General features: G+C 48.1%; 10 protein-coding genes and 1 rRNA gene. 4 read left to right on the top strand and 7 right to left on the bottom strand.

Features of this window, described 5'->3' with window-relative positions:
* Nucleotides 1-2: 2 nt before the first annotated feature.
* From CWE06_RS10815 to nspC, 4 genes are all read left to right on the top strand, one after another.
* Nucleotides 3-1,955 carry a tRNA(Met) cytidine acetyltransferase TmcA domain-containing protein gene (locus tag CWE06_RS10815; RefSeq protein ID WP_198679092.1) on the top strand — a complete coding sequence of 651 codons (1,953 nt, stop codon included), beginning with the start codon at nucleotides 3-5 and terminating at the stop codon, nucleotides 1,953-1,955.
* A gap of 66 nt (nucleotides 1,956-2,021) precedes the next feature.
* Nucleotides 2,022-4,190, top strand: coding sequence for a prolyl oligopeptidase family serine peptidase (locus CWE06_RS10810; RefSeq protein WP_126794030.1), 2,169 nt, complete (start codon nucleotides 2,022-2,024; stop codon nucleotides 4,188-4,190).
* A gap of 94 nt (nucleotides 4,191-4,284) precedes the next feature.
* A complete protein-coding gene (locus tag CWE06_RS10805) occupies nucleotides 4,285-5,487 on the top strand; it encodes a saccharopine dehydrogenase family protein (protein WP_126794027.1) in 1,203 nt (400 codons plus the stop codon).
* Nucleotides 5,488-5,547: 60 nt separating this feature from the next.
* On the top strand, nucleotides 5,548-6,684 hold the full coding sequence (gene nspC / locus CWE06_RS10800) for a carboxynorspermidine decarboxylase (RefSeq protein ID WP_126794025.1): 1,137 nt from the start codon (nucleotides 5,548-5,550) through the stop codon (nucleotides 6,682-6,684).
* Nucleotides 6,685-6,759: 75 nt separating this feature from the next.
* Here nspC and CWE06_RS10795 read toward each other — a convergent pair whose 3' ends face one another.
* From CWE06_RS10795 to rrf, 7 genes are all read right to left on the bottom strand, one after another.
* Entirely contained in the window at nucleotides 6,760-7,503 is a 744-nt protein-coding gene (locus CWE06_RS10795) for a type III pantothenate kinase (RefSeq protein ID WP_157981173.1), read from the bottom strand.
* Nucleotides 7,481-8,500, bottom strand: a complete 1,020-nt coding sequence (gene birA / locus CWE06_RS10790) for a bifunctional biotin--[acetyl-CoA-carboxylase] ligase/biotin operon repressor BirA (protein ID WP_126794019.1) — start codon at nucleotides 8,498-8,500, stop codon at nucleotides 7,481-7,483. The genes CWE06_RS10795 and birA overlap by 23 nt, the downstream gene beginning before the upstream one ends.
* Nucleotides 8,497-9,489 (bottom strand): UDP-N-acetylmuramate dehydrogenase, encoded by a 993-nt coding sequence (murB, locus tag CWE06_RS10785; RefSeq protein ID WP_198679091.1) that lies wholly within the window; start codon nucleotides 9,487-9,489, stop codon nucleotides 8,497-8,499. The genes birA and murB overlap by 4 nt, the downstream gene beginning before the upstream one ends.
* A gap of 49 nt (nucleotides 9,490-9,538) precedes the next feature.
* The gene (locus CWE06_RS10780) at nucleotides 9,539-10,081 is read right to left on the bottom strand and encodes a YaeQ family protein (protein ID WP_126794014.1); all 543 of its coding nucleotides are present in this window, start codon (nucleotides 10,079-10,081) and stop codon (nucleotides 9,539-9,541) included.
* Nucleotides 10,082-10,163: 82 nt separating this feature from the next.
* Nucleotides 10,164-10,520, bottom strand: a complete 357-nt coding sequence (locus tag CWE06_RS10775; protein ID WP_126794011.1) for a hypothetical protein — start codon at nucleotides 10,518-10,520, stop codon at nucleotides 10,164-10,166.
* An 8-nt stretch (nucleotides 10,521-10,528) separates the two neighbouring features.
* Entirely contained in the window at nucleotides 10,529-11,863 is a 1,335-nt protein-coding gene (locus CWE06_RS10770; RefSeq protein WP_126794008.1) for an NAD(P)/FAD-dependent oxidoreductase, read from the bottom strand.
* 445 nt (nucleotides 11,864-12,308) lie between these two features.
* A 5S ribosomal RNA gene (gene rrf / locus CWE06_RS10765) occupies nucleotides 12,309-12,424 on the bottom strand.
* Nucleotides 12,425-12,428: the final 4 nt, after the last annotated feature.

Raw genomic sequence — 12,428 nt, 5'->3', positions numbered from 1 at the left:
AAATGGTTGATTCGTCGCAGCACCAAGCTCGCAAACTTCGCTTTATTGCGGCCAAGTCACCTTGGCAACTAACACAGGCAACGCCTGCTGAGCCCAATGAATTTCTGCATGTTGCTGCAAGTGACCTTAAACACTATCGTCAATATTTAGGCCGTGAGTTCTCTGCGGTCTCAATTGATTGTTCGCAGTCGCTGCATGCTGACGCGATTGTAGCCTTGTCCGGTTGTGTGCGTGCGGGTGGCGAGTTAATTTTGCGGTTACCCGAACAGGACTCACCGGCCCTGACGCGGTTTTGTGACGACGCAGCACGCTTCTTTCCAGCTGCGAGCCTTACGCAAGTCCCGCAGTTGCTAATCGTCGAGCCGATTCCGTTTGTACTCACTGCTGAACAACATGCTGCGCTGCAATCGTTGCAAGCGGCCGTCACAGACGAGTCCACTGCTATTGTGATTCAAGCGCCACGCGGGCGCGGCAAGTCGACGTTACTAGGTTTATGGATGGCGGCAACCCATACCCCAACTCAGTTTATTCTGTGTGCGCCTTCTCGCAAACAAGCGAGCAGTGTCTTCCGTCATTTGTCCCGTGACGCTACGCAAGCGGTTAAATTCGTATCGCCTGACCAGCTACTCGATCACCCTGCACCTATGTCTGCATGGCTAGTCATTGACGAAGCAGCGTCGATACCCGCACATGTCTTGCAACAAGCCAGCCAGCGTTTCAAACGTATCGTTTTTGCCTCCACCACAGAAGGCTATGAAAGTGCTGGTCGTGGGTTTGTTTTGCGCTTTCTTAAACAGCTACCCCACCTGTTTGCGAAAGTTCGGCACATCACCTTAAAGCAGCCGGTGCGCTGGGGCGAGAATGACCCTTTAGAGCAGTGGATTAATCATACATTTTGCTTATACGCCCCAGCAGTATTAAAGCCGTTTGAGCAGCCCATTGGCAACGACCTAAGTGTCTGTCATACAAAGTATCGCCATGCTCACGCTGCCGAGTTAACACACCAAGAGCTCGACGATGTTTTTCAATTACTCATGGCTGCGCATTACCAAACGAGCCCGAATGACCTGAAAATTTTGCTCGATGATCCGAAGCAGTCACTCATCCTGCAGTACGAAGGCGCCACAGATAGCCGAGGTCGACTCGTCGGTGTGTGTTGGCTGTGCAGCGAAGGTCCCGTAGAGCAAGAGTTGCATACTCCGATACTGGCGGGCACAAGACGCCCTGCCGGTGCTCTATTACCGCAACTTATCGCCTATGCGCTGCGTATTCCAGAGGCTCTCAAGCAGCCAACCATCCGGATTGTCCGCATAGCTGTGCGTGACAGTGTCCGCAACCTTGGACTAGGAAGTCAGTTGCTCAAACAAGTTGTTCACTACTACCCTGATCATTTGCGCGGAACCAGCTTCGGATATAGCCCCGAACTGCATAAGTTTTGGCACGCGAATCACTACCAACCCATTCGACTCGGTACTCATATTGATGCCGCATCTGGATTGCCATCTGCGGTTTACATCGAGCGCACTAGCATTCGCAATCCCCAGCTTGCAGCTCAGCTGCACACTGCACATTGCGTATTACTACTGACTCTTCCTTTCATGCCCGTGATGCGTTTCATGCAGAAAACGCTGCAACAATGTAGCGACGAATTTGACCTGGCCGCCAGCACTGATCAGATCAATACTGCCGACAGACAGGCAGCAACACAAGCCATGCAAACGAGTTACCAAGCATTTGCGAACGGCATTATTCCTTATGACTTTGTCCATGCGATCATCGCTTATGGCTTGCATAACGGGCTTTTTCGTGGAGAAGCGGAAGACATTGCTTTCGTTAATCAAGTCAACGGATATCAAGACTTAGCAAAGGCAGCACTAGCTCTCAATTTTGACGGCAAAAAGCAACTCGAACAGCACCTAAGGACTGTTTGTGGTCGGCTTCATCTCGAGTTATAGTCTTTAACCATTAAAACAAGCTTTTGAGCCAATTAGGTTCGATTCATTGCGAGAGGAATATCGTGCATGAAACTTCGGTTACGTCGCCTCACTGCGGGCTTTACTGTGAGCCTATCAGTAGGCATTATGGTTTTGACAGGTTGTAGTCAAATGAATGTAGAGCCAGTGCCGACAAGCCAGATCGACTATCCACCCACGCGGACGTCCAACACCATAGACATGTACCATGGCGTACAAGTTGCCGATCCCTATCGCTGGTTAGAACAGATGGACAGTCCTGAGGTTCAAGAATGGATTCGCAACCAGAATCAATTCTCAAATCCCTATTTGCAAGAGCTTCCTACTCGTGAGCTATTCAAACAGCGCCTAACCACCTTGTGGAACTATGAGCGCATGAGCACTCCGTTCCGTAAAGGCTCGCGGTATTTCTTTTATCGTAACGACGGTTTGCAAAACCAATCTGTGTTGTATGTCAGTGAAGACTTAAACCGCCCTGCTCGTGTTCTCATCGATCCCAACCAATTTAGCACTGACGGTACCGTTGCTCTGTCACGTATTTACCTGAGCTCGAAAGCAAATTATGTCGCATATGGGGTTTCTGACGGTGGCTCTGACTGGGTAAACTTTAAAGTTCGCAGCGTCAATACCGGTGAAGACCTAGACACCTTTATCTCGGGAACTAAGTTTACCAACCTTGCTTGGTTGCCGGATGAAAGCGGCTTCTTCTACAGTCGTTATCCGACTAACCAAGACGGGCGCGCAGATGACCAACAGCCCGTCCAAATCTATTTCCACCTTCTTGGCACACCACAAGAGCGCGATATTCTTGTCTATGGTATTGACGATGAACGACCGATTAATCCATATCCACAACTCTCCAACGACGGTCGTTTCCTAATCGCAAACCTATGGGAAGGCTACTTTAGTAATGCGGTTCATGTGCTCAACCGGAGTATTGAAGATGCGCAATGGCAGCCATTATTCGATGATTGGGATGCCTTGTATAACGTCATTGCTACCGACGGCAATATCTTTTATGTCAGTACAACCCATGAAGCACCAACCGGTCGTGTGATTGCAGTCGACATAAACCGCCCAGAGCCTCAACACTGGCAAGAAATTATCCCTGCAAAAGAAACCACTTTAGACAGTGTGAGTTATGTTGGCGGCCGTTTCTTTGCCAACTACCTCAAAGATGCTCAGTCCCATGTTGAAGTCTATTCAGCTCATGGTCGCCACTTACGGACACTTGACCTACCAGGAATCGGTAGCGTGCAAGGTTTTACCGGTGACCCTGAGCACATGGAAACCTTTTTCACCCTGACAACCTTTACGCAACCAGGGAATATTTATCATTACGATATTGCCACTGGACGCACAAAGCTCCATCACAGTACTGAAATCAATACGGACTTGGCTGGTTATGTGACTGAGCAAGTCTTCTATACCAGTAAAGATGGTACCCGCGTACCGATGTTTATTGTTCGTCACCGCGACACGAAGCTCGACAGTTCAAATCCAGTATTATTGTATGGGTATGGCGGCTTCGGTGTCTCATTGACGCCGTCGTTTAGCGTTGCTCGTACGGCTTGGTTAGAGCAAGGAGGCATTGTTGCTATTCCAAACTTGCGCGGTGGCGGTGAATACGGTGACGCTTGGCATCGAGCCGGTACCAAACTCAATAAACAGAATGTATTCGACGACTTCATTGCCGCTGCCGAATACTTGATTGCACAGGGTTACACCCAACCAAGTAAATTAGCCATTCAGGGCGGTTCCAACGGTGGACTTTTGGTTGCTGCAGCAATGTTACAGCGCCCTGAGCTCTTTGCCGTTGCACTGCCAGCTGTGGGTGTTTTAGATATGTTGCGTTATCATACCCCAAGCGCCAATGCGCGTGCCTGGAGTAGTGACTTCGGTTTGAGTGAAAACGCAGATGAATTTGCTGCATTGTTGGCCTATTCACCGGTCCACAATACTCGCCGCGGTATCTGTTATCCAGCAACCTTAATCACGACAGGCGATCATGATGATCGTGTGGTACCATGGCACAGTTACAAGTTCGCAGCCGTGCTGCAACGGGATCAAGGTTGTGACAATCCAGTGTTATTGCGGGTCGAAACCCGAGCGGGACACGGTGCGGGCACACCCACATGGATGGCCATCGAGCAAATCGCCGACCAATGGGCATTCATGCACAAATATTTAGGAATGGATGAAGCGGAAAAAGAGTAGCTTTTCGCGAATAATCATTGCATTTAAACACGGGCGTAGGCAAAATCTCGCCCGTTTTATATACACGACCCAAGCATAAAAAGGGGTGAATATTATGTCTCGAGTTTTGATTATCGGTGCCGGCGGAGTTAGCGGCGTCGTTGTAAAAAAATGTGCGATGTTACCAGAGTATTTCGACGAAATTCATTTGGCCTCGCGCACGGTTTCTAAGTGTGAAAAGTTACAAGAAGAAGCTGGTAAAGATCGCGTCGTTGGTGTGTATGCTGTCGACGCAGACAATGTCGATGAACTAGTCGCCTTAATCGAGAAAGTGCAGCCAGCGCTGGTGATTAACGTTGCCCTTCCGTATCAAGACTTGCCAATCATGGATGCATGTCTTGCAACTGGCGTACACTATTTAGACACCGCAAACTACGAACCAAAAGACGAAGCGAAATTCGAATACAGCTGGCAGTGGGCTTATCATGAGCGTTTTAAAGAAGCTGGTTTAATGGCCTTGTTAGGTTCTGGTTTTGATCCAGGTGTCACCAACGTCTTTACTGCTTATGCAGCGAAGCACTATTTTGACGAAATTCATTATTTAGACATCGTTGATTGTAACGGCGGTGACCACGGGCAAGCCTTTGCGACCAACTTCAATCCAGAAATCAACATTCGTGAAATCACTCAGCGTGGTAAGTTCTGGGAGAATGGCGAGTGGGTTGAGACCGATCCAATTAGCGTACGTAAAGACCTCGACTATCCAGGCGTTGGTGTTCGTGCATCGTACTTGCTGTTCCACGAAGAGCTCGAGTCATTGGTGAAGCATTTCCCAACGATTAAACGCGCTCGTTTCTGGATGACGTTTGGCGACGCTTACCTGAACCATTTACGTGTATTAGAAGGCATTGGCATGACCTCAATTCAGCCAATCGACTTCAATGGTCAGAAAATTGCACCGCTTGAGTTCCTCAAAGCTGTGTTACCAAACCCAGGCTCATTGGCTGAAGGATATGAAGGTTTAACCTGTATCGGCACTTACATCACAGGTATTAAAGACGGTAAAGAAAAAACTATCTTTATCTACAATAACTGTGACCATGCTGCATGTAATATTGAAGTGGGCGCGCAAGCGGTTTCTTACACCACTGGTGTACCAGCTATGATCGGTGCTTCATTAATGCTGGAAGGTGCATGGATGAAGCCGGGTGTTTGGAATATGGAACAATTCGATCCAGACCCGTTCATGGATCGCCTCAACAAATATGGCCTGCCATGGCAAGTTGTTGAAGTCGACCGCAACCCACTTGCTGAGTGATCTTGCTTAAGTTAAATAACCGGCTCTTAGGAGCCGGTTTTTGTCAGGAGTTATAGTCGTATGTCGAATCCATACCTGTCGCCGGCGATTCCATCGCCGTGTTATGTGCTGAACGAGAATAAACTTATTGCGAATCTCGAGCTCATGGAACGCGTGCAAAAAGAAAGTGGTGCGCACATTATTCTGGCACTAAAAGGCTTCTCCATGTGGAGTTCGTTTCCTGTGGTGCGTAAGTACCTGAAAGGCTGCACCGCTAGCTCAGCTTGGGAAGCAGAACTTGCTGCAGATACGTTCGGCCGCGAAGTGCATGCCTATTCGCCAGCGTATAAAGACTACGACATCGAAGTGATTCTGAAGCACTGTAATCACATTTCGTTCAATAGCCTGACTCAATGGCAGCGTTATCGTGAGCAGTGCACTGCAGCGGGTGTTTCTATGGGCTTGCGAATTAACCCAGAACATCGTGAAGCAGAAACCGAATTGTACGACCCTTCTGCCCCAGGTTCACGTTTAGGCGTGCCTGCGGCGCAATTAGAAGGTGTCGACCTAACTGGAATCGAAGGTTTCCACGTGCACAATTTATGTGAATGTGACTCCTATGCCCTCGAGCGCACGTTGGCGGCTGTCGAAAAGCGCTTTGTCAAGTATCTGCCGCAATTGAAGTGGTTAAACCTTGGTGGCGGACACTTGATGACACGCCAAGGCTACGACGTCGATCACTTAATTGCCCAGCTCAAACGCTTGCGCGAAACCTACGATATCGAAGTCATCCTCGAGCCGGGCTCTGCTGTCGCTTGGCAAACCGGTCCGCTGGTGTCGGAAGTAGTTGATATTGTCGAGAATAATGGCCAGATCGCTATCCTCGATATTTCTGCAACAGCGCACATGCCAGACGTATTAGAAATGCCTTATCGCCCTGTGATTACGGATGCAGCAGACGCGGGTGTGAAACCATTTACTTATCGTTTAGGTGGTAATAGTTGTTTGGCTGGGGACGTCATCGGTGAATATTCATTTGACCATGAGTTAAAGCCAGGCGACCGCGTCATTTTTGAAGACATGATTCACTATACGATGGTGAAAACGTCGTTCTTTAATGGGGTTGAACATCCGTCTATTGGTATCTTACGCAGCAATGGTGAGTTCGAGTTGGTGCGTAAGTTCGGTTACGAAGACTTTAAAGCACGCTTATCGTAAGCGTTTCGCTCAAGAGTCTCTCAGCAACTCGGTTGCTGAGAGACCAACACATTGGTCGAATTACATTTATTTCGTTTACTCAGGCCTCTGCTCAAACCAACGAGAGAGGCCTTCTAATACCAGATGCGGTCGACGCTGAACTTGATATACAAAGCGCTCAAAGGTCTCTTCTGGAATGAGATCAAGATCACCACCGGTTAAATAAACCACTGTTCTCGTGTCAGCTAATTTCGGTTGCGACTGCTGCAACGCCTGTTCAACAAACCCTCTTAGCGCCGCCTGACAGCCCAAATACACGGCGTTCTCGGTGCTTGTCCCTAACGTTTCACTGGGCGCCTGAGTGGCAACACGCAGCTTACTACTGCGTTGCAACAACGCTTCTTGCATGAGCTTAAAGCCCGGACTTATCCAACCACCTAAATGCCGGCCTTGATCATCCATCACATCGAGCGTCACTGCGGTACCTGCGTCGATAATAATCGCATTTGTTTGCGCCGCTCTTGCCGCAAGTAAGGTGAGCCAGCGATCAACACCATAAGTGCTTGGATTCGCATAGCAATGCGCAATACCAAAACCGGCTTGGGTTTCTGCAATCACGAGTTTTTTGTTTTGTTGCTGAGCGAACTGGCGTAGGTTGTCTGTCAACTCTGAGGCAGCAACCGATGCAAGCGCTAAATCCGCAAATACTTGTTGCTGCAAATATGCTTTTAGAGCCTCAAAACCATAGCCCCGTTGTAAAAACTCAGGTTGCTGGTGAGGCCGATAAGCCGCCACTTTCCAAGCAGTATTGCCGACTTCAAGTAGTAATGTCGCGAACACTGATTTCGCCCCCAAAGTAGCGTTTTACTTCGTCGCCTTGTTGTAATAGGAAGGCGCCCAGTTCATCAATTCCAAGTGCAATTCCGGTCTGCTCATGCTGGCCAAGTATAAGTTTTACAGGCTGCTGATAAAAATGGTCGAGCTCACGCCAGCGTTCAATAAATGGTTTGAGACCATGTGCATCATGTTCCGCTAAGAAAGTGAGACAGCGCGAATACAGCTCCGCAGCCCAAGCATTCCGATCCAATGTCTTTCCGTCCAGCATTTTTCCAGCCAAAATCGAATCCAAATGCTCAGAAATTGCAGTGAATGGTTGGTCTATCGGTGACTCCGGCGGCAATGCTAGGTTCAAGCCAATGCCGATAATCGCATGCCCCTCTCCTTGAGCTTGCCCTTCCAGCTCCACCAATATTCCAGACACTTTCTTGCGCTGAATATAGACGTCATTTGGCCATTTCAGGCTGACATCCTGAATGCCCGCACCAATTAAAGTCTCGGCTATGGCTAAACCAAGTACAATGCTCAAGCCAATCGCACTATTTAGACCTTGCGGTAACGGCCAGTATAAAGACAAATAGAGGTTGCTGGCAAAAGGTGAAAACCATTGTTTACCGCGCCGACCTCGTCCTTTCGTTTGCATCTCTGCCAAGACCGCTGTGCCTGCACTTAGGCTTCTGGCGCTCGCAAGGCATTGCTTTACATCATCATTGGTTGACTCGGTCACGTGCTTAAGAATGACTTGGTGATCACGAAAGTGCGCGGGTAACAGTGATTGGAAATAATCGAGATCTAGCAATTGAATCGGTGCCGCAAGTTTGTACCCACGACCGGTCACACGATAGATATCCAGCCCCAATTGAGCGAGCTTTTCAATGTGATTATTAATTGCCGCCCGTGACAGACCAAACTTTTCACCTAACTGCTGTCCGGAGTGAAACTGTCCGTCAGCTAGTTGGCGAATTAACATGGAGTCGATTTCATGCGTATCGAAAGTCATGGGTTTAATAATCCAGTGCCGTTCAACAATCGAACCTCAGCTTCCAGCTGAATACCATAACGAGCTTTTACTTGAGCCTGAATACCCTCAGCAAGGTGGAGTATGTCTTGGCCCGATGCATGCTCACGATTAACCAACACTAACGCTTGTTGACTGTGCACACCAGCACCGCCTACCGTATATGACTTTAAACCGGCTTGATCAATGAGCCAACCAGCCGCAACTTTACAGCGACCATCGGGCTGTTGGTAGTATGGCATAAGCGGAAATTTCCGGCGAAGTTCCTGGCATTGTTCATTAGACACAACCGGGTTTTTGAAGAAGCTCCCTGCATTTGGCACAATTTGCGGATCCGGCAACTTGCGTTGACGAACCTGAATCACATGGGCCATGATCTCTTTCGCTGTTGCGTCTGCTGGTAACGTCGCTAAGTCGGGATAGTCGAGTACTGGTAGCCAAGCTTTTGGAAAGAAAAAGTGCACGCCAGTAATTAACCACTGGCGATGGTCTGGGTTTTTAAACAGACTATCGCGATAAGAAAACTGACATTCTTCATGAGTTAAACTAGTTTCCAAATGGAGTTTGCAGTCATACACGTCAACGCGATCAATAAAGCGTGCTACTTCAACACCGTACGCACCAATGTTTTGCACCGGCGCTGCTCCAACACTGCCCGGTATAAGAGCGAGGTTCTCACTGCCGTAAATTCCTAGCTCTATGAGGGACACGACTAACTGGTGCCAGTTTTCACCTGCAGCAGCAAAGACATGCCAACCCTCTGGCGTTTCCTCGATTTCAATACCAGTTAAACGATTAAGTAGCAGCTGACCTTCAAAGTTCTCGGTGAAAATAGTATTCGTACCTTCACCCAGAATGTATGTGTTATTTGACCAATTGATCAATGCGAGATCCGCCAAAGAACGAATCTCGGTAAGCTGTTTAGCGAACACGTCAATGGCAAAACTGTGCCTATTTTTTAATGGGTACAAGGCGAACCTCAATGTTAATTCGTTACTTAAAACAATGAATTGAAGACACTTAGTTTAACGTAATGAGCTGAAACACGATCGACTGATTTTCGGAGTTACTATCTAAAATAGACAGATAGAAGGTACCGTCAGCGATAGTTAATTCGAGCTTCATGTTGCGTGACAAAAACGATTTGATTTGTGCCAGTGTATCGTCCGGAATCGCGAAGATCTGCATGTCAGGCGTCACTGCTTTGGTCAATTCCTTCTCAACCCATATACGACGGTTACCATACACCAATACTGAATAACATTGCCCCTTACGCGAGGCTTTTGTCATCCGCTCCGCATCAGGCAAGCCGACATCAATCCAGTGCTCAACCTGCCCATCTAAGGCTATTTGCCAGAGCGCAGCCTCGTCTGTATCTGAAAGTCCCCGACCAAACTCAAGATGCTCATGGTACCAGAATAAATAGGCGATTAGCCGAGTGATCATGCGATCTTCGGTTTCAGAAGGATGGCGCGCAATCACAAACTTCAACTCAGTATAAACATGAGCATCGGTATTCGACAGAGCAACAGAGAATTTATAGGGAGTCGATGAAAGCGCCATAATGCGGTGTCTCTTAGTGAATTCCGCATTATAGCGCCTTTTTAAGAAAAGCTCAGCTCCGTTACCGGAATTGTCATTTCGCTTACTTAGTCTGTGCCGGAGATTGAGTCACCACATGTAACAGCGGCCAGATAACGAGCGCAACCGCAATTGCCCCTCCGAGCGAAACACCAAACAACGCTAAGTAATCAATGACACTGGCGAGGTTGCTATGCCGAGCTCCGGTCAACATCGGTACGATTAGCAACAACACAACAAATGCAACGATGCCAACGCCAATCGCTCGTTTTAGGTTCAACGAACATTGTTGTTTATTGCCTTTACGAAAAGCAAGAATGACTAAACCGAGTTCGATTATGGCTAACAATCCGATCAGGCCTAAATATGGACGAACGACTTCGAGAATGACCGCGAATATACCAATGAGTGAAAAGCTCATAGTGCCCCCTAAATCCGTCCGCGCAGCATGGCGTTATAGGCGCCGCGCAACATTTTGTCTTTCATAATCCAAGGCACCCACTGTTCCTTTAACGGATTAATAAAACCAAACGACGGTACCATGTTCAGGTCGTAATCAAACTCGACCAACATAGCTTGACCACGCTCAGTGATTAACGGACACGACGTATAACCATTAAAGCGGGCATCTGGCACTCGCCCTTCGAGCACCCGAAGAAGATTTTGAACCGCAACAGGAACTTGCGCTTTGACCGTTGCTGCGGTTTTGCCTATGGGCGTTCCGACACAATCACCAACACCAAACACATTGCTAAAACGTTGATGTTGCAACGTATGTCGGTCAACCTCTAACCAGCCTGAGAAATCTCCATCTTGCCAAGCTAACGTACTTTCCCGAACTGCTTTTACGGCACGCATTGGCGGTACAACATGTATAAAATCGTAGTCGCGTTTGACCACGCCATCCGGGGTGGCGAATGATGCCACCTTAAGATCTGCATCAATAGCGACCAATCTATGTTGCCAATTCAGATCGATCTCACGTTCTGGAAAGCTCGTTTTTAAGAATTGATCAACATCTGGTTGCGAAAATAGTCCTGTACCTGGTGACGTATAAGACATATTAGCGGCATCACGATTACCTTGTTCGCGCAGTAAATGTTCCGTAAGCATGGCTACTTTTAGAGGCGCACCTGCGCATTTAATAGCACCCGGCGCACGGGTGAAAATACCTGAACCGCCGCTTTGAACAAACTGATTAATTTCCCGCCAAGTACCTTCAGCATTTTCAGGCGTGTCGTAAACACAACCGATGCCATTTTGGCCAATCAAGTCAGGAGTCATTCCCTCTATTTGGTCAAATGCGAGTTCTAAACCACTCGCGACAAGTAGGTAATCATAGTTAAGTGTTTGACCTGAGACTAATGTAACCTGATTCAATTCTGGTATGACTTGAGTTACATCCGATTTGATCCACTCGACACTTTTGGGAATGTACCGCGCATTACTGTCAACCACTGACGACCTTTGCCACGAACCTGTCGCTATTAATGTTAATCCTGGTTGATATAAATGCCGTTCACGGCTATCAATAATCTGAATCTGGGCACCGGAAGTTCCGCGTGCAAGCCGATTAGCCAACGAGATGCCAGCCGCTCCCGCACCGATTATTACTATTTTCGCATTAGTCGCCAAAGGCTTCGCCTCGGCTTGAGTAAAAGGACTGAGACCAAAGAAGCCTGCACCGAGCGCTCCTACAGCGGCAATGCCCATGAACTGTCGCCGATTTAGGTCGACTGTATCGGTTTGGTTTTTATTACTCATCTTTTAGCCTTGTGTCAATTCAATCGATAGTATCCGCTGACAGCTATGTGGTCATTAATGCTGACGTGAGTCCTGACTGAAATGCTGGCAGCAATGCAAACAATACAAATATCCATTAGATATTTCTAATGTAATAGCTAATTGAATTTTTTCCACATTTATAAAGTGGTAGTTCGCTAAAAAAATTGGGAATCTGGCGCAAGAAGAGTAAATTCGGGGAGTTTAAGTTGTTTAAGACGCTTGGGACTTATTGCCGCAGGTTTAAGCTGGATAACTATTTGAAGATTCGCCAGGGACTAGCAGAGCTCGTCCCGCTCAGCAGGCGAAAGCACAAACTATTGTGCTTTCGAATTCCCTGCTTCGCCCTACTCGAGAGTAGGCCACACGGTGAGCTTAAACGAAAAAAGCCCTTCGCATGATAGCGAAGGGCTTTTCCGTATTAGGTGCCTGGCGGTGTCCTACTCTCACATGGGGAGGCCCCACACTACCATCGGCGCTGACATGTTTCACTTCTGAGTTCGGAATGGATTCAGGTGGTTCCACGTCGCTATGGCCGCCAGACGAA

It is taken from the genome of Aliidiomarina haloalkalitolerans (assembly GCF_003987315.1).
GTDB lineage: Bacteria > Pseudomonadota > Gammaproteobacteria > Enterobacterales > Alteromonadaceae > Aliidiomarina > Aliidiomarina haloalkalitolerans.
This window is presented reverse-complemented; position numbering and strand designations above follow the sequence as displayed.